Raw genomic sequence first — 17,796 nt, forward strand, 5'->3', positions numbered from 1 at the left:
CTTGCAAAGAAATGTTCTCTTTGGTTGGAGGAGTAAGGTCGTCGGGGTCTTTTTCTACAAATTTAAAAGCATCTATTTTGTTAAAAACAGTAATAACGGGTTTGGTATTGCATTCTATTTCTTTCAAGGTTTCATTAACAACCTGAATTTGTGCCTCAAAATTTTTGTGCGAAATATCAACAACGTGCAAAAGCAAATCGGCTTCCCTAACTTCGTCAAGTGTCGATTTAAAGGACTCGACAAGACTGTGAGGCAGTTTGCGGATAAATCCTACCGTATCGGAAATTAAAAAAGGCAGGTTTTCAATTACAACTTTTCTGACCGTAGTATCTAAGGTTGCAAACAGTTTATCTTCGGCTAAAACATCGCTTTTGCTCAAAGCATTCATTATGGTGCTTTTTCCGGTATTTGTATATCCCACTAAGGCAACTCTAACAAGCGATACGCGGTTTTTTCGCTGTGTAACTTTTTGTTTGTCGATATTGGCTAATTTTTCTTTAAGCGAAGCTATTTTATTGCGGATAATACGTCTGTCCGTTTCAATTTCTTTTTCGCCGGGACCTCTCATACCAATACCGCCGCGTTGTTTTTCCAAGTGAGTCCACATTCGGGTAAGTCGTGGCAAAAGGTACTGATACTGTGCAAGTTCAACCTGAGTGCTGGCTGTTGCGGTGCGTGCATGTTTGGCAAAAATATCCAAAATAAGAGTTGTCCTGTCAATTACTCTGCAATCGACTTCTCTCTCAATATTACGCGTTTGCGTAGCTGAGAGCTCATCGTCAAAAACCAATAAATCAACCTTTGCTGCCTTGATGTATTCTTTTATTTCGGCAAGTTTGCCGCTACCGACAAATGTTCTGATATCCGGTGATGCAAGTTTTTGAACAAATTTCTCAACAGGTTCGGCTCCGGCTGTTTGTAGCAAAAAAGCCAATTCGTTTAAGTTGTCTTCCGATGTGTATTCGTCGTCTTTCGAGGTTATTACACCCACCATTACGGCTTTTTCAGGTTGCATACGTTTATTTTCGTGTATATTGTATTTTAGTTCCACAAAAATAATAACATTATTGATATTTCTGTTATAGTTTTGCAGTCAAAAGTTGTACAAAAGCTTTATTTATGGATTTTTCTGAAATACACATCAACGATTACGACTATAATTTACCCGAAAGTAAAATAGCTTATAAAGCTGTTACGCCGCGTGATACGTCGAAATTGCTTGTTCGTGAAAACAATAAAATTTACGACGACAATTTTTATAATGTGCATAATTGGTTGCCCGAAAACACTATGCTGATTTTGAACAACACTAAGGTTTTGCAGTCGCGGCTTAGATTTAAAAAACCGACCGGAGCCGAAATAGAAGTATTTTGTCTTTCGCCGTATCCCGAAGAAATTACTTTTGACGAAGTACTTGTGCAGACGGGTTCAGGCAGTTGGAAATGTTTTGTGGGAAATGCAAGACGATGGAAGCAAGAAGACCTTAAAGCCAAAATTTTGGTACAAAATAGCGAGGTTGAAGTTGTCGCTCGCATGGGTGAAAGAATTGGCGATGCTTTTTTGATTCATTTTTCGTGGAATAGTAGTACAATTACTTTTGCCGATATACTTTCGGCTTTCGGCGATATTCCTTTGCCTCCGTACATAAAAAGGCAAACCGTAAAAGAAGACAAATACACTTATCAAACTGTTTACGCTCAGAGTTTGGGGTCGGTGGCAGCACCCACAGCCGGCTTGCATTTTACTGATGAGGTTTTTGAGAGATTGAAAAACAAAAATATTATTCCAACTTATGTAACTCTTCATGTAGGAGCCGGCACTTTTAAACCAGTTGGCGAACAAGGCGTAGGCAAACACATTATGCATAGCGAATACATCGAAGTGCCTATTGATGTTATTAGAGCAATTATTGAGAACGATACATCAATAACTGCTGTAGGGACTACTACGGTAAGAACTCTTGAAAGTGTTTATTGGCAAGGAGTTTATTGGATTTGTAATGAAGTCAAAAATCCTTTAATGAATGTAAATCAGTGGATGCCTTACGAATTGCCAGATAATGTTAGCGTTAAGGAGTCTTTGAGCAAAGTAATTGAGGTTTTGGAAAAATATAACTTGAAATCTTTAAAAGGTTACACTTCGTTGATGATTGTGCCGGGTTACAAATACAGAATTATCAAGCGTTTGATAACAAATTTTCATCAACCAAAAAGCACTTTGTTGTTGTTGGTTTCGGCATTTATAGGCGATGGCTGGAAAGATGTTTACAATCATGCTTTGGCAAACGATTATCGCTTTTTAAGCTACGGCGATGCGTGTTTGTTTACCAACCAAAGCAAATAAAAAATCAGTTTTTCGGTTATCGTAAAAATAAGTACTTTTGGAGATGAAATAAAAATAAAAGCTATGTCAGAATTAACGAAAGGTATTTGTACGGTAGGTGTTTCGCCTATTCGCAACGATAATTCTCATGCATCAGAAATGGTAAGTCAGTTACTTTTTGGCGAAACATTTTCGATATTGGAAACGGATACCGAATTTATAAAAATAAAAGCCGATTACGACTCTTACGAAGGTTGGATATCGGCTAAGCAGTATTTACCAATAGATGACGACTTTACAGCCGATAACGAAAAAGAAACCGTATTTGTCGGAGAGTTTTTTTCGGAGGTCATCAATAGCGAAACTCAAAAAAAGATTAATGTAAGCATCGGTTGTCTATTACCACATTACAAAAACGGCGAATTTAATATTGGCAGCGACAAATACTATTACAAAGGAAAAGTTATTTCCAACAAAGCCGATGCAAACGAATTATTCGGACAATTGCGAAATTTTGAAGGAGTATCGTATTTGTGGGGAGGTCGCTCCATGCACGGGTTCGACTGTTCGGGGTTTACGCAGTTGATATACAAACTTTTGGGATATAAATTGCCGCGAAATTCCAAACAGCAAGCCGAAATTGGGAATAACGTGTATTTCATCAGCGAAGCGGTTTTGGGTGATTTGGCTTTTTTTGCCGAAAGCGAACAAGAGGAAGAAATCACCCATGTTGGAATTATGCTGAGCAATAATAAGATAATGCACGCATCGGGGATTGTTAAAATTGACGATATTGGCTCCTACGGCATAATTGATAAGCGTAACAGCAAATATTCGCACGTTTTAAAACTTATAAAACGCATATTGTAATCGTAATATTTTTATTTTGTATTGTATTGTTGACATTGAAACCACCGGCGGAAATGCAACTTCTGCCCGAATAATAGAAATTGCCATTGTAAAGTTTGATGGAATCGATGTTGTGTCAACTTATTCAACATTGATTAATCCGCGAAGCAAAGTGCCGCCTTTTATTTCAAAACTGACGGGAATAAGCGATAAAATGCTCGTCGATAAACCGTTTTTTGAAGATGTTGCCGACGATATTTTGGAGTTTACCGAAGATTGCTGTTTTGTATCGCATCCTATAAAAATGGATTACGAATTTGTGCAGAAAGAGTTTTCACGTATTGGCTTATTATTCGAGCGAGAAACTTTATGTACCATGCAATTGACAAAGAAGTTTTTTCCAAATTTAGAACATTATAGTTTGAAAAGTTTATGCGAGAAGTTTGATATCAAAAACCATTATCCGCATCGTGCCTTAGGCGATGCTATGGCAACAACCGAACTGCTGAAATATATTATCAAAATCAATCCAACACTACAACTAATTGACTATAGCGAGCTTAACGACAAGTTGGATTTAAAGATTTTTAGAGAATTACCTAAAAAATCGGGTGTTTATTTTTTTCACGACGAAGAAGGTAAGATAATATTAAGCGGCAAGACCAATAATATTTTAAACAGGGTGGTTTTTCATTTTCAAAACAAATCGAGCAGAAAGTATCAAACCATAAGCACCCAAACTGTAAACATCACTTACGAAATTACCGGAAGCAAACTGATATCGATATTAAAGTTGTATCAAAGCAGAAATACTAATAACAATCAGCCCGAAGGCGAGCAATGTGTTTTTGAAAACGATAACTTTGTAATAATTGAAGATGGCAGAACAGAAGACGAACTATCGGTTTTACTTGTAAAAAACAATGAGTACGTCGGCTACGGCTGGATTCCCAAAAGTGATATCAAGTTTAATGTAAAAACTATCGAAAGCTATATAAGCAACCGACTTGTCTTGCCATACGAAAATAAGATAGTGTTTAATTATTTGAAGTCGGAAAAAAGCTTGAAAGTTAGAGCTATTAGCCATTAGCTGTTTCGGGGTACGTGGTGCGTGTTACGTGGTGCGGGTTAGTTTTGAGTTCCGAGTTATGAGCCTCAAAACTCCTGACTCAAAACTCAAAACTCATAACTTCTGACTTTCGACCACTCCCGAAGTCTCGGGACAAGCCAGCACCCATCACTCACCACCGACCACTAACCACTATTCACCATTCACCATTCACCACTTAGTCGCTTACTTTTTTATAACTCAAAAAAGCCCACGCATTCAACAAAATGCAGAACAATCCTAAAATACCTATTGCAGGCAGAACATCAAGGGTAGAGCTGCCTACTAAGTAAACTCTGCGCATAATGTCTATATAATACGTTAGCGGATTTGAAAACGCGATTACTTTAGCCCACACCGGCATCCCGTCTATGCTCGAAAACAAACCGCTGAGCAAAATTATTACCAATATAAAAAACAAGAAAGTGAAAACGGCTTGCTGCAACGTGCTTGAGTAGTTCGACACAATTATTCCCATTCCGGATATTCCTATAATAAATATTGTTGAAGCTATAAAAATTGCAAATATGCTTCCTGCCGGAAAAAGTCCGTACATCAACCAGCCAATAACCATAGAAATAAATAGTATTATAAAACCTATAATCCAGTGTGGTATCAATTTGCCGAGAATGAATGTATATCTGTTTATAGGTGTAACATTTATTTGCCTGATTGTTCCTTTTTCCTTTTCGCCAACAATATTAAGAGTCGGTAACATACCTACAATTAGCGTAACCAACAAAACGAAAAACGCAGGTATCATATACGTTTTGTAGTTTAAATCGGGGTTGTAACTGTAATTGGTTGTAATATCGATGTGTGGATTGATTTTATTGGTGTTTAGCTCTAAAAGTCCTTTTTCTTTTCGTATTTCGTTAGAAAAATTATTCAAAATCCTGACTAAATAATTATTGCCAAGAAGTCCTTGTGTACCGTCGACAGAATTAACACTAATCATCAGTTGCGCATTTTTATTTTTAATTAAGTTTTTATCAAAATCAGCAGGAATTTCAATAATAATATTGCAGTCGCCTTTTTTAAAATCGTCCATAGAGCTTTTATACGAAGGCGATACTTCTTTCAGAATGAAATACTTAGAAGCATCTATTTTGCTTATAATCCGTTGTGAATACGCTCCTTTTGAGTAATCAATAACATTTACTTTAATGTTTTTTACTTCAAAATTGATAGCCCACGGAAACAATATCATAGTCATGAGCGGATACAGCGTAATGAGCAGAGGCATGGTTCTGTCTCTGATAATTTGCTTAAATTCTTTTTGTATCAGATATTTCAAAGTTCTCATTTCAAATGGTCTTTAATACTGATTATACTTGCTGTAATAAAAGCGACTGCCATAAGCAACATAACCGAAAGTTCGCCTATAACATATCTGAAACCTAAACCCTCAATCATAACTTTTTTGATAAACGCAATAAACCACCGCGCCGGCACCGTTGCCGAGAACCACTGCAAAACCACAGGCATGTTATCTATAGGGAAAATCATACCCGAAAGCACTAGCGTTGGCAACATTAAACCGATACCGGAAATAATAACAGCATCTGATTGTTTTTTAGCTACTGAAGAAACCAATATACCTAAGGTTAGCACCATTGTGATAAAAAGTAATGAACCCAAAAGCAGTAGCAGCAAGCTGCCGCGTATTGGGACTTGCAGTACAAATACCGAAAGTAGCAGAATAGTGATAACGTTAACAATTGAAATTACAATATATGGAGCAACTTTTGCCGATATAAGGACTGCGCTATTAATTGGCGAGCTAAGTAACACGTCCATAGAGCCGAGTTCTTTTTCGCGTACTATCGATGCTGAAGTCATGATGGCACAGATGATAGTTATCACCAAACCGATAATTCCGGGCACAAAGGTATATACCGATTTCATTTGCGGATTGTAAACAAAATTGGATTCAACGTTGATATGGTAAGGCACAAAGTTATCGACAGTTATTTCTGACTGATATTTTTGCAGTATTGCGGTTGCGTAGTTGCTTGCAATTGTCCCACGGTTTGGGTCGCAGGTGTTGACAATGATTTGCACTTGCGATTTTACTTTTTTGTTTAAATTTTTGTCAAATTGCGGACTGAAAACTATAGCCATTTCTATCTTGCCTTTCTTCATCAACTCTTCGACTTCGTATATGCTGTTTATGTGTCCTTTTACGTTGAAATATCTGTTATGAACAAATAACTCTTCAATTTGCTGTGTGCTGGTACTTTCGTTGGGTGTATAGAATACGGTTTTTATGTTATTTACGTCCATGTTTATAGCAAAGCCAAACATAAGAACCTGAATAATAGGCATACCTAATACAATGAGCAAAGTTCGCTTGTCTCGCATAATATGCAAGAATTCCTTTTTTACGAATGCGTTAAACTTTTTCATTTTCAATATATTAGTTATTCCCTGTTTCGAGCTAACTTTCTGAACACTTCGTCCATATTTTTAGCATCAAGATTTTCTTTCAGATTTTTTGGAGTGTCGAGAGCTTCAATTTTACCATCTACCATAATAGAAACTCTGTCGCAATATTCGGCTTCGTCCATATAGTGAGTTGTAACAAACACGGTAATTCCGTCGCCACTGGCTTTGTAAATCATTTCCCAAAACTGTCGTCTGGCTGCGGGGTCAACTCCGCCTGTGGGTTCGTCTAGAAATACAATTTGCGGCTTATGGAAAATTGCTACCGAAAAAGCCAACTTTTGCTTCCAACCAAGCGGCAGCGATTTTACAAAGGTATTGCGTTCCGATTCAAAGTCAAGTTGATGTAGCAGTTCATCAGTTTTATCTTTTATTTCTTTATCTCTTAATCCGTAAATGCCACCAAAAAATTTTATATTTTCCCAAACTTTTAAATCTTCGTACAAAGAAAATTTTTGGCTCATGTAGCCTATATTTTTTTTGATTTCTTCTTGTTGAGTCAGAATATTGTAACCTGCCACAGTTCCTTCGCCTGAAGTGGGCTTGTTAAGTCCGCAAAGCATACTTATTGCAGTAGTTTTTCCGGCTCCGTTAGCTCCCAAAAATCCGAATATTTCCCCTTTTTTTACATCAAAAGTAATATTGTCAACGGCAGTAAACTTCCCAAACTTTTTGGTTAGGTTTTTTACTTTAACGGCGTATATTGTATTATCTGTTTCCATAATTAATCGTCGCTTGTTAGTGCCATAAAGCAGTCTTCAATATTAGGTTCAATAGCATTTAAGCTGATGTTAGTGTGATTTTTGCCTTGCAAATAAATTAAAAAATCAGTTTCGTCAAAGTCAGGTCTGGTTGTAAAGTGATGTTCGTTTCCGAAGGCGAAGCATTTTTTAATATCGGGATAATTTTTTGCGTCGTAAAAAATCGAAATCATATTATCGGCACTGAGTCTCCAAAGATTTTCGTTATAGCTATTTATAATATTCTGCGGAGTATCAACAGCCAAAAATTCGCCGTCTTTCATAAGAGCAATATTGTCGCAAAGGCTAGCTTCGTCCATGTATGCGGTAGAAATCAAAATTGTAATACCCGATTGTTTTAAACTCTTGAGCATGTCCCAAAGTTCTTTTCTCGATAGCGGATCGACGCCTGTTGTAGGTTCGTCCAATATCAACACTTTGGGTTTATGTATAAGAGCGCAGCTCAGAGCCAATTTTTGTTTCATGCCTCCCGATAGCTGACCTGCCTTGCGGTCTTTAAACTCTTCTATTTGCGAATATATGTCTTTTATGAGATGATAATTTTCCTCAATACTTGTGCCGTACAGCGTTGCAAAAAAGTTTAGGTTTTCTTCAACCGATAAATCCATATACAAAGAAAACTCGCCGGGCATATATCCTATAATGTTTCTAATTTTTTTGTATTCGGTAACGACGTCCAAATTGTCAACTTTTGCAATTCCGCTATCGGGATATATAAGCGTAGCAATTATTTTAAACAAAGTAGATTTTCCTGCGCCGTCGGGACCAATAACGCCAAAAATTTCACCTTTCTCGCAACTAAAGCTAATGCCTTTGTTGGAATCACTAGGAGAGCCAATACCGGCATATTTACCCGATATTTTCGAGTGATGGTTTTTTCTCAAATTTTCAGCGTAAATCATCATCTTGCTACAATATTACTTCGCCGTACATTCCTATTTTCAAATAACCGTCGTTTTTAACGCTCACTTTAATTGCATACACCAAGTTTGAGCGTTGGTCTTCGGTTTGTATTGTTTTTGGTGTAAATTCGGCTTCTTCCGAAATCCAAGTTATTACTCCATCGTATTCTTTGTATTCTTCACCGTAGTCAATTCTAACCTTTACTTTATCGTTTAATTTTATTTGTGTTAGTTTCTGATACGAAATGTAAGCTCTAAGCACCATATCGTCGAGATTGGCAATCTTCAACAATGGCATTCCTATGCTTGTAAACTCGCCTGTTTCTACATATTTTTCAATGATTGTACCTGCAATCGGACTTTTAATTTTGCATTTATCCAATTGGTCGTTTATTTGCGCAATCTGGACATCGACGGCATCGCTCTGAGCCGTAATTGTTTGCGACGAACTTGCAAGGTCGGAAGTTAGTGCTGTTAATTGTTTATTCAGTAGCGAAATTTGAGCATTTATGTCGTCCAACTTCTTTTGACCTACAACTTTGGCTTCAATAAGATTTTCGGTACGTTGCTTTTCGGTGTTCAAAGTTGCAATTTGTTGTTCTATAGTTGCAGTTTGTTTTTTAATATCCGGTTTTCGAGCTATTATCGCACTATTATTGGCGTACAGTAGCATCTTTTGCAAATATAGTTGCGTACTATCTATATTACCGATTATTTGGTCGGCGGCAACAAGTTCTCCCTCCGAAACATCAAGGTTTGTTACTTTACCGTTTGCTTCGGCTGATATTACAATTTCGGTTGCCTCAAAAGCCCCCGATGCCTTATCATTGTCGTATTTGTCATTGCACGATGTAATGAGCAATAAGGCAATTATAACTATGTATACTAACGGTGTTGTTTTCATAACTGTATATTAATTGTTAAGAGTTTGTTTTAAAGTAAGAATTTCTATTAATTTTTTCAACCTGTGTTGATACAAGTTTTGTTTTGCGAGTTCCAATTGGAACACCCTATCTAAAAGGTCGGTGATTGAGAGTGTGCCGTTTTCAACTTCTATTTCTGCGCTTTTTTTCAGTTCTTCTCTCAGGTTTATTATTTCTTGGTCATATTTAAGCAACTGATTGTATTTAGCGATGTTGTTTTTAATTTCTATAACTCTCATATCCAAGTTAAAAAGAAACTTTTCTTCCTGAATTTTAATGTTTTCTTTTTGCAATTTATACTCTTTTCTTTCGTCTTCAATTGAGTACAAGTTTCCGAAGTTCCAAGCTAATCTAACTCCGCCGTGGGCGTAGAATTTAAATTCGTTTTCAAAGTAGTTTAAACCCGGTCTACCATAACCACCTTGAACAAAGAAACCTAAATTCGGAGTACTCTTTATTTTGATATTGTATTCTTTTATTCCGAACAGTTCGTACTGTGCATTTAACAAGTTAATTTCCGGTCTGTTAATTTTATTATAATCGATGTCTATTGCTGTATCGGGGACAATTAAAGAATTTGGATCATCGATTTTTTTGCCTGTAAGGTACGACAGCATTTGCAAGTATGCAGTTTTGCTTTGTTCTATTGTTGCTGTGTTTTGTTTTACCCTTAATTGCTCAACCTTTATAATGTCGGCATCCTTTTCGCCGGAAATTCCGTTTTCAATATACGAATTTACTTTTCCTAACTGAAGTTCCAATTCTTCGGCAATACGCTTTTGTTGAGCAAGCTGTTCGTTTATTAGTAATATTGCGAAGTATATATTTTGCACTCTTGTTTTAAGCTCAAAAATTTCGACTTCCAACTCGTTAGTTTTAATTTTGGTGTTTGCTTTAATGATATTTGCATTAGCCTTAGTTAAACCGCCGTCCCATATAAGCTGATTTGCCGCAATATTAACGCCGTAATTATCCTTGCTAAGTCGTGGGAACGAAAATCCCGGCATTTCTATAGGAAGATTAGGCACATCGGTTTGGTAAGTGGCTTTTGCTTCAAATGATAACTGAGGGAAAAATATCATATTTATCATTGAAAGATTATACTCTTCGCTTTGTTGCATATGCCCAAACTCCTTTATTGTGGGATAGTGCGAAATGGCAAGCTTGGTACATTCTTCAAGAGTGTAGGTTTGTGAATACGAAATGTTATTTAAGAAGAATAACGCTGCAATTATTATTATAACTATTGTGTTTTTCATTTGTTCTTTTTTTAATTTATTGTTTATGGTGTGCTTTTGGCTATTAGCCGTTGGCTGTTAGCTAAAAGCTAATGGCTAATAGCTAAAGGCACATCTTCCAACTTCTATTTTCACACATTAATTTCATTTGTCTATTATTAATCATTAGCTACCATTTGCATAATCCAATAAGGAATTTTTTCTTGTCTTTGCTTCATGTAAGGCACAAATTCGTCTTCCGAAATCAGCCCAGAACTGATAAATAGTTGCTTAGTAATAAAAGGCATTATAACCAAACTAATTGTATTGAATATAATATCTATAGCAGTTTGCTCGGAACCTAATTCCAAAAGCTGTTTTGTAAAAACGTTTTCAGTTTTTAGTCTCATACTTTGCATGATGTCTTTAAAAATATCTGCATTTTTCTGCAATTCTCTGAGTACAAAAAAAGGTAGGTTTTCGTTTTCTATCAGCAGTGCCGTATACTGTTTGGCTAAAATTTCTATCTTTTCGATTAAAGAAATTTTTTCGTCCGACAATATTGGCTCTAAGTTGCCTAATATTTGAACAAAACTGTCATAAACTATTATTTTGTACAGATTTTCTTTACTTTTAAAATGATAGTTTAGTAGTGCAAGGTTTATTCCGGCAAGATTGGCTATATCACGTGACTTTGTGGCGTTATAACCCCTTTCGGTAAACAGCTCTTTTGCAGCTATTATTATTTTGTCTCGTGTACTTGTTTCCATAATAATACTTCTTACAGATTTCTTACTTGCAAAAGTAATATATTACACTAATTAAACAAATGTTTAAAACAAATGTTTAACATTATTTTATATATTTGTTTCTAGGAAAAATAAGATGCTGTTACTCAGCTATTTGTGAAATTGAGTAAGGAGGTTTTTTGTTTTGAAAAAGATAAATACGCGACAAATATTCGCCTATAATACCTAAACACATCATAATAATGCCGGTTGAAAACAAAATTGCAACTATTAAAGAAGTATAACCTAAAGGGACATTGAAAAATATTTTCTGAATGATGTATCTAATACCTACAAGGAACATTATTATGGAGAAAATAAATCCAAGAATAGTCATAAGTTTTAGAGGGAAAGCCGTATAATAAAATAATATATTGGCAAATAGCTTGATAAGTCGCCAATTGGAGTACCCCGATTTGTTGTGCAAACGTTTTTGATGCTCAACATCAACGAAATTGATATTATTAGTGTACCAATGAAAAATTTCGTCAATGTAGGTAAAGGGGTGCTTGTGTATTGATAAATTTTGAGCAATTTGTTTGGTAAAAATCCTGAATGACGACCCTTTTCCGGGATATTTGAATAGCCATTTTGAAAGTCTTTGTATAGATCTTGAGCCCCAATTTCTAAACCAACTGTGTTTTTTTTCTTGATATATGCCGTAAACAACATCCGAGTTGGTTTCTTTTTGCCTTTCTATTAGCTTGATAATTTCTTGCGGAGGTGTCTGCAAGTCATCATCAATAGTAATAACGAACTCTCCGCAAGAGTGAACTATACCGCAAAAAACAGCATTATGTTGTCCGTAATTTTTCGATAGCTTTATGCCGATTATTTCATTTTCGTATTCTTTTTTCAGATTACAAACTACTTCCCAACTCTTGTCTGTGCTATAATCATCGACCAAAATTATCTCGAAAGTCAGGTTTTGGCTCAAAAATACTTCTCTTATTTGTGCAACAAGCATTACAAGCGTATCCTGACTGTTGAACACAGGGATAACTACACTATAGTTGATTATATTTTCGTCTGTTTTCATAATCAAGGAATTAACCGCCACCAAGTGGAATTATCGCACCGCTAATCCATTTTGAAGCATCGCTGATTAAAAAAGACACTGTTTTGCTAACATCTTCAATATCAACAATTTCCAAAGGCATAAGTCTTTTAGAAGATTCAACTACATCGTAACCGATATTATTTGTTGCAGTTTCAACCATTGGTGTTTTTACAAAAGATGGCTGAACACAATTAACGCGTATTTGCCTATCGGCAAGCTCTATAGCCAAACATCTGCTATACACTTCAAGAGCAGCTTTTGATGCAGCGTAAATACTGCCTCCATAGTACGGATATTTGCTTGCCAACGATGTAAAATGAACTATTGAAGCAGGTTTTGCTATGCGCTTTTTGCGAAGCAATTTTGAATTTAATTCAACAATAGCATTAAAGTTTATTGAAAAAACATTGTCAATATCGTTGTGGCTAACAAATTTTGCCGGCAAATGGTGCGTGATAGCTGCAGAATGCACAATGCCGTCTAATTGAGGCAACTGCTCCACAAGCTCGTCTTGTTTCTCACCATCGGTTAAATCTAAACAGTAAAATTTGTGCTCACTGTTTTCAAGTAAGTTGTAAGTTTCTTCAGTTCTGGTTTTGTCTCTGCCGACAATAACAACCTTAGCACCCATTTTACTCAAATCAATAGCCACTTGTTTCCCAATTCCTGAGCTTGCTCCGGTTATTAATATTGTTTTTCCTTTAATGCAAAAACTATTGTCAATCATTATCAATCTCGTGTTTTAGTATTCAATTAAATCGGGACAAGAAATATTATCAAGTTCAAAAACTACTGAGCCCCACGACAAACCGACACCAAAGCCGTTTGCTAAAATACAAACATTTTTTGTCGAAACTTCATTCTGTAGTTTGTCCACAATAGTAAGAGGTATAGATGCCGAGCTTGTATTTCCGAAATGTTGTAGCGTAGAAGGTGTTTTTTCGGGTTCAAGTTTAAGCAGCTTGCGTAGTGTGTCGTTTATAAGTTTATTGGCTTGGTGGAATACAAAGAAGTCAATGTCGTCGGTTGTTTTGTCTATGTATTTAAGCGTTTTTTTAATATTCGGAACAACTTCGCGAAGAGCAAAATTAAAAACCTGTATCCCATTGAGTGTCAAATGAAACATGTTTCTGTGTATTCCGTTTTCGTACTTTTTATATTCAAAAGATTTTTTGCTGATAAAGTTTCGCACTCCGCTATGAGGCATAATTATAGCGTCGTAGCCGGATCCATCCGATTGCAGATTGTAATGTATGGGCTTGGCATTATCGTCAAAAGTCAATGCTGTTGCCGTTCCTGCATCACCAAAAAGCGGATAGGTACTTTTATCGCGGTACGAAACATTTATGGTAGAAATATCGCCGACAAGGAGCAAAGCTTTTTTTATTCCCGAAACTTGCATTATAGAAGTCGCAGCCGACATGGCGTACACCCAGCCCGAGCAGCCCATCCCAATATCAAAACTCATACAATTGTGCGAAAGTCCCAAACGATCTTGTAAAATTCCGGAAGTTGACGGAACCATGTAATCTCTGGATTGGCTGACGAATATCAGTAATTCTATATCATTTTTATCCCAATTCAGACTTTTGATAAGTTGTTCGGCAGCTTCAAAACACAAATCTGAAGTCGTTACTCCCCTTGGTGCAAATCTTCGACTTTCAACACCAACATTTTTAATAATCGATGCTCTATCTTTTTTCGGAATCCAATTGTAATCTATATTCCAAACTTCTTGCTTTGGAACGCAGGCAGATATACCTTTTATTGTTACATTTTGGGTCGAAAAAATAGCCATCTAAGAACGCGATTTAATAATTTCAAACAAATCGTTAATGGTTTTGGAGTTTTGTATGTCGTTAGCGTCAATTGTAACATCGTACTCGGTTTTTACCAACGCAATTAAAATCAAGGCATTTATAGAGTTCCATTCAAAAACGTCTCTAAAAATACTGTCGGGTTTTAATGTGCCGGGAGTAATATCTTCATACTCATCTTCAACCTTTTTTATAAAATCGTTAATATCCATATAAGTCGGTAAGTTATGTTCATTTATAATGCAAAGATAAAATATTTACAGATAGTTGAGAAATTTTATATAATTGTTTTAATTTTGCTAATAGAATGAGTAAAGACAAGAAATTCAAACTTCTTTTAATAAATCCTGTTCCCAGACATAGACGAGGTCTGCGAATGCGAATAGCCACAACCTATCCGCCAGTGGCTCTCGGAATTGTTGCAGCTCTCACTCCCGATAATTGGGATGTTAAATTAATAGATGAAAATTTCGATGATTTTGTTTTTACAGAAGCCGATTTAGTTGCATTTACTTCTTTTACGGCATCGGCTCCACGCGTGTACGAGCTTGCAGCAATTTACCGACAACATAATATTAAAACGGTTTATGGTGGCGTGCATGCTTCCATTTGTACCGATGAAGCTATAAATTACGTAGATGTTGTTGTTAAGGGAGAAGCCGAAACGGTGTGGACTGATGTATTATCCGATTTTGAAAGTAATAATTTAAAGCAAATATACGAAGGCAAGCGTTGCGATCCGGTTAAATTCCCAATGCCACGTTACGACCTATATAATAAAAAGTACCTGTTTCATGGAATTGTTACTTCTCGCGGTTGTCCTATGAATTGCGATTTCTGCTCGGTATCGGTATATAGCGGAACAAAACAACGATTCAGAGATATTGATGATATTTTAGATGAAATTGAAATTTTACCTACAAAGTATTTTATATTCTTCGACGATAACATTATCGGTTATGGTAAGCATGGAAAAGAAAGAGCAATAGAACTTTTTAAGGGAATGGTAAAAAGGGATATAAAAAAACATTGGATTGCTCAAGCAACTTTGCAAATAGCCAACGAGCCGGAAGTCTTAAAATGGGCAGCTAAAAGCGGATGTAAAATTTTATTTATAGGTATTGAAGCCGAAGTTAGTAGCAGTTTGAAGGATGCTCATAAAAATTTGAATCTGAAAATAGGTGTTGAGAATTACAGAAAATCTTTCAAAAAAATTCATAAATACGGAATGGGCGTTCTAGGATCTTTTATTTTTGGGTTTGATAGTGATACTGCAAAGATGCTTTACGACAGAGGAAATTTTATTATAAAATCCAATGTCGATACTTATCAAACAACAATTCTAACCCCCTTATCAGGTACACCCCTATACAGAAGACTAAAGGAAGAAGGGCGTTTGCTTAAAACAAATTATCCTGGTGATTGGGATTATTACAATATGCGCGAACATGTTTTTAAACTCAATAATATGAGTTGTGACGAATTTATTAATACAATGGATGATGTTTGGCATAAAATATATAATAGAAGGACAGCCAGATGGAAATTTATAAGAACGTTAATCAACACTAAGAGTTTATTAGTTGCTATATGGACTTACGGAAGTATTTATAACTATTATAACTTTGTTTTTGAAGAAGAAATATTAGCAAAAAATCCAAAATATTATAAATGGTTGAAAAAATACCCAAAAAAATATCTACAAGAAAAAAATCGTCATAATTAGTCGAATAAAAATTTTGCTTTAAATAAATACGTAACGTTATGAGTAAAGATAAAAAATACAAGCTTCTTTTAATAAATCCTGTTTCAAGGTACAAACGGGGTATGGGAATGCTAATATCTTCAACTTATCCGCCGGTAGCTTTGGGAATTATTGCTGCTCTCACTCCCGATCATTGGGATGTTAAATTAATAGATGAAAATTTCGATGATTTTGTTTTTACAGAAGCCGATTTAGTTGCGTTTACGTCTTTTACGGCGTCGGCTCCGCGTGTGTACGAAATTGCAGCAATATACAAACAACACAATATTAAAACGGTTTATGGAGGCGTGCATGCTTCTCTTTGTCCCGATGAAGCTACAAATTATGTTGATGTTGTTGTTAAGGGAGAAGCCGAAACGATATGGGCTGAGATATTGTCCGATTTTGAAAACAATAACTTAAAGAGAGTTTACGACGGCACACGTTGCGATCCGGTTAAATTTCCTATTCCACGTTACGACCTTTACAATAAAAAGTACAAGCTTCATGGAATCATCACTTCTCGCGGTTGTCCCATGAATTGCGACTTTTGCTCGGTATCGGTGTTTAGCGGAACAAAACAAAGGCTCAGAGATGTTGATGATATTTTAGATGAAATTGAAGCGTTACCGACAAAGTTTTTCATATTCTTCGACGATAACATTATTGGCTATAGTCAGCATGGAAAAGAAAGAGCAATAGAACTTTTTAAGGGAATGGTAAAACGAAGGCTAAAAAAACAGTGGATAGCACAAGTTTCACTGCACGTAGCCGACGAACCGGAAGTTTTAAAGTGGGCGGCAAAAAGCGGATGTAAAATTTTGCTTATAGGGATTGAATCTGAAGTTAGTAGTGGATTGAAAGATGTTCATAAAAATTTGAATCTGAAAATAGGCGTTGATAACTACAAAAAATCTTTTAAAAAAATTCATAAGTACGGTATAAGCGTTCTTGGAACCTTTATTTTTGGCTTAGATAGTGATACTCCACAAATGCTCTCCAATAGAAGAGATTATATAATAAAATCAAGTGTCGATACTTACCAAGCATCCATTCTGACTCCATTGCCTGAAACACCCTTGTACAAAAAACTTGAGAAAGAAGGACGTATAACCAAAACAAATTACCCCGACGATTGGGAATATTACAACGTGCTCGAGCCTGTTTTTAAACCTAATAATATGAGCGGCGAAGAAATGATAAATGTAATGGATGATGTTTGGCATAGTATTTATAACAGACGGACAGCTCGAAAGAAGTTTATCAGAACATTTATTAACACAAAAAGTTTAGTAACGGCTATTTGGGCATATAGTAGTATTTATAGCTATTACAACATTGTTTTCGAAAGAGAAATATTAGCCAAAAATCCAAAATATTATAAATGGTTGAAAAAATATAGCAAAAAAGAGTGATTCGGGTTGCGTGTTACGGGTTACGAGTTACGGGTTACGAGTTAGTTTTGAGTTCAGAGTTTCATCCCGAAACTTCGGTATCAACTCGCAACTCCCAACTCAAAACTCTTGACTCCCGACTTCCGTCTTCGGTCTTCCGACTCGTAACTCCTAACTCTCCCGAAATTTCATTGTTAATTACTAATTGATAATTGCCACTCATCACCGATCACCAATCACCAACCACAAAAAAAGCCCCGCATGTGCGGGGCTTTTTTTTGTTTAGAATCTCCAATTAAGGATTACTTGGTAACTACAAACTTACGAGTAAATGTATTACCGTCTTTAGCAATGAACTTGATGCTGTACGCACCAGGAGCAAATTTGCTTGTGTTCACTGTAAATTCGTTCATACCTTTCACTGATTTTTCAACCACTTTAGCACCCAATACGTTGTAGATTACTA

General features: G+C 36.0%; 17 protein-coding genes. 5 read left to right on the forward strand and 12 right to left on the reverse strand.

From position 1 onward, the window contains the following. The coding region (hflX, locus tag PHP31_08320; protein MDD3739279.1) for a GTPase HflX at positions 1-1,015 on the reverse strand (1,015 nt) is incomplete at its 3' end. Positions 1,016-1,119: 104 nt separating this feature from the next. Between hflX and PHP31_08325 the strand changes: the two genes are divergently transcribed. From PHP31_08325 to PHP31_08335, 3 genes are all read left to right on the forward strand, one after another. Further along, positions 1,120-2,343: an S-adenosylmethionine:tRNA ribosyltransferase-isomerase gene (locus tag PHP31_08325; GenBank protein ID MDD3739280.1), complete on the forward strand. Its 1,224-nt coding sequence runs from the start codon at positions 1,120-1,122 to the stop codon at positions 2,341-2,343. A 63-nt stretch (positions 2,344-2,406) separates the two neighbouring features. Beyond that, the gene (locus PHP31_08330) at positions 2,407-3,192 is read left to right on the forward strand and encodes a C40 family peptidase (GenBank protein MDD3739281.1); all 786 of its coding nucleotides are present in this window, start codon (positions 2,407-2,409) and stop codon (positions 3,190-3,192) included. A 16-nt stretch (positions 3,193-3,208) separates the two neighbouring features. Then, entirely contained in the window at positions 3,209-4,261 is a 1,053-nt protein-coding gene (locus PHP31_08335) for an exonuclease domain-containing protein (GenBank protein MDD3739282.1), read from the forward strand. A gap of 196 nt (positions 4,262-4,457) precedes the next feature. Here the strand turns inward: PHP31_08335 and PHP31_08340 are convergent, their stop codons facing one another. From PHP31_08340 to PHP31_08390, 11 genes are all read right to left on the reverse strand, one after another. Further along, entirely contained in the window at positions 4,458-5,585 is a 1,128-nt protein-coding gene (locus PHP31_08340; GenBank protein MDD3739283.1) for an ABC transporter permease, read from the reverse strand. Then, on the reverse strand, positions 5,582-6,688 hold the full coding sequence (locus tag PHP31_08345) for an ABC transporter permease (GenBank protein ID MDD3739284.1): 1,107 nt from the start codon (positions 6,686-6,688) through the stop codon (positions 5,582-5,584). The genes PHP31_08340 and PHP31_08345 overlap by 4 nt, the downstream gene beginning before the upstream one ends. A gap of 14 nt (positions 6,689-6,702) precedes the next feature. Further along, on the reverse strand, positions 6,703-7,446 hold the full coding sequence (locus PHP31_08350; GenBank protein ID MDD3739285.1) for an ABC transporter ATP-binding protein: 744 nt from the start codon (positions 7,444-7,446) through the stop codon (positions 6,703-6,705). A 2-nt stretch (positions 7,447-7,448) separates the two neighbouring features. Next, positions 7,449-8,390, reverse strand: coding sequence for an ABC transporter ATP-binding protein (locus tag PHP31_08355; GenBank protein MDD3739286.1), 942 nt, complete (start codon positions 8,388-8,390; stop codon positions 7,449-7,451). Between the two features lie 4 nt (positions 8,391-8,394). Then, the gene (locus PHP31_08360; GenBank protein MDD3739287.1) at positions 8,395-9,291 is read right to left on the reverse strand and encodes an HlyD family efflux transporter periplasmic adaptor subunit; all 897 of its coding nucleotides are present in this window, start codon (positions 9,289-9,291) and stop codon (positions 8,395-8,397) included. Positions 9,292-9,300: 9 nt separating this feature from the next. Further along, positions 9,301-10,569, reverse strand: a complete 1,269-nt coding sequence (locus tag PHP31_08365) for a TolC family protein (protein MDD3739288.1) — start codon at positions 10,567-10,569, stop codon at positions 9,301-9,303. A 137-nt stretch (positions 10,570-10,706) separates the two neighbouring features. Next, positions 10,707-11,297, reverse strand: a complete 591-nt coding sequence (locus tag PHP31_08370) for a TetR family transcriptional regulator (protein ID MDD3739289.1) — start codon at positions 11,295-11,297, stop codon at positions 10,707-10,709. A 121-nt stretch (positions 11,298-11,418) separates the two neighbouring features. After that, entirely contained in the window at positions 11,419-12,354 is a 936-nt protein-coding gene (locus tag PHP31_08375; GenBank protein MDD3739290.1) for a glycosyltransferase family 2 protein, read from the reverse strand. Positions 12,355-12,364: 10 nt separating this feature from the next. Then, complete coding sequence (locus tag PHP31_08380) at positions 12,365-13,102, reverse strand: SDR family NAD(P)-dependent oxidoreductase (GenBank protein MDD3739291.1); 738 nt, start codon at positions 13,100-13,102, stop codon at positions 12,365-12,367. 15 nt (positions 13,103-13,117) lie between these two features. Continuing rightward, complete coding sequence (locus PHP31_08385) at positions 13,118-14,173, reverse strand: ketoacyl-ACP synthase III (protein ID MDD3739292.1); 1,056 nt, start codon at positions 14,171-14,173, stop codon at positions 13,118-13,120. Beyond that, a complete protein-coding gene (locus tag PHP31_08390) occupies positions 14,174-14,404 on the reverse strand; it encodes an acyl carrier protein (GenBank protein MDD3739293.1) in 231 nt (76 codons plus the stop codon). Between the two features lie 95 nt (positions 14,405-14,499). Here PHP31_08390 and PHP31_08395 point away from each other — a divergent pair, with 95 nt between their 5' ends. Both PHP31_08395 and PHP31_08400 read left to right on the forward strand, forming a co-directional pair. Continuing rightward, positions 14,500-15,918 carry a radical SAM protein gene (locus PHP31_08395; GenBank protein MDD3739294.1) on the forward strand — a complete coding sequence of 473 codons (1,419 nt, stop codon included), beginning with the start codon at positions 14,500-14,502 and terminating at the stop codon, positions 15,916-15,918. Between the two features lie 38 nt (positions 15,919-15,956). Then, positions 15,957-17,351 (forward strand): radical SAM protein, encoded by a 1,395-nt coding sequence (locus PHP31_08400; GenBank protein MDD3739295.1) that lies wholly within the window; start codon positions 15,957-15,959, stop codon positions 17,349-17,351. Positions 17,352-17,796: the final 445 nt, after the last annotated feature.

This window comes from Lentimicrobiaceae bacterium (genome assembly GCA_028697555.1).
Classification (GTDB): Bacteria; Bacteroidota; Bacteroidia; order Bacteroidales; family UBA4417; genus UBA4417.

What these genes read in the sequence shown, in the direction of transcription:
- PHP31_08325 (MDD3739280.1), top strand. Translation starts at nt 1,120, where the DNA reads ATGGATTTTTCTGAAATACACATCAACGATTACGACTATAATTTACCC.
- PHP31_08330 (MDD3739281.1), top strand. Translation starts at nt 2,407, where the DNA reads ATGTCAGAATTAACGAAAGGTATTTGTACGGTAGGTGTTTCGCCTATT.
- PHP31_08340 (MDD3739283.1), bottom strand. Translation starts at nt 5,585, where the DNA reads ATGAGAACTTTGAAATATCTGATACAAAAAGAATTTAAGCAAATTATC.
- PHP31_08345 (MDD3739284.1), bottom strand. Translation starts at nt 6,688, where the DNA reads ATGAAAAAGTTTAACGCATTCGTAAAAAAGGAATTCTTGCATATTATG.
- PHP31_08350 (MDD3739285.1), bottom strand. Translation starts at nt 7,446, where the DNA reads ATGGAAACAGATAATACAATATACGCCGTTAAAGTAAAAAACCTAACC.
- PHP31_08355 (MDD3739286.1), bottom strand. Translation starts at nt 8,390, where the DNA reads ATGATGATTTACGCTGAAAATTTGAGAAAAAACCATCACTCGAAAATA.
- PHP31_08360 (MDD3739287.1), bottom strand. Translation starts at nt 9,291, where the DNA reads ATGAAAACAACACCGTTAGTATACATAGTTATAATTGCCTTATTGCTC.
- PHP31_08365 (MDD3739288.1), bottom strand. Translation starts at nt 10,569, where the DNA reads ATGAAAAACACAATAGTTATAATAATAATTGCAGCGTTATTCTTCTTA.
- PHP31_08370 (MDD3739289.1), bottom strand. Translation starts at nt 11,297, where the DNA reads ATGGAAACAAGTACACGAGACAAAATAATAATAGCTGCAAAAGAGCTG.
- PHP31_08375 (MDD3739290.1), bottom strand. Translation starts at nt 12,354, where the DNA reads ATGAAAACAGACGAAAATATAATCAACTATAGTGTAGTTATCCCTGTG.
- PHP31_08380 (MDD3739291.1), bottom strand. Translation starts at nt 13,102, where the DNA reads ATGATTGACAATAGTTTTTGCATTAAAGGAAAAACAATATTAATAACC.
- PHP31_08385 (MDD3739292.1), bottom strand. Translation starts at nt 14,173, where the DNA reads ATGGCTATTTTTTCGACCCAAAATGTAACAATAAAAGGTATATCTGCC.
- PHP31_08390 (MDD3739293.1), bottom strand. Translation starts at nt 14,404, where the DNA reads ATGGATATTAACGATTTTATAAAAAAGGTTGAAGATGAGTATGAAGAT.
- PHP31_08395 (MDD3739294.1), top strand. Translation starts at nt 14,500, where the DNA reads ATGAGTAAAGACAAGAAATTCAAACTTCTTTTAATAAATCCTGTTCCC.
- PHP31_08400 (MDD3739295.1), top strand. Translation starts at nt 15,957, where the DNA reads ATGAGTAAAGATAAAAAATACAAGCTTCTTTTAATAAATCCTGTTTCA.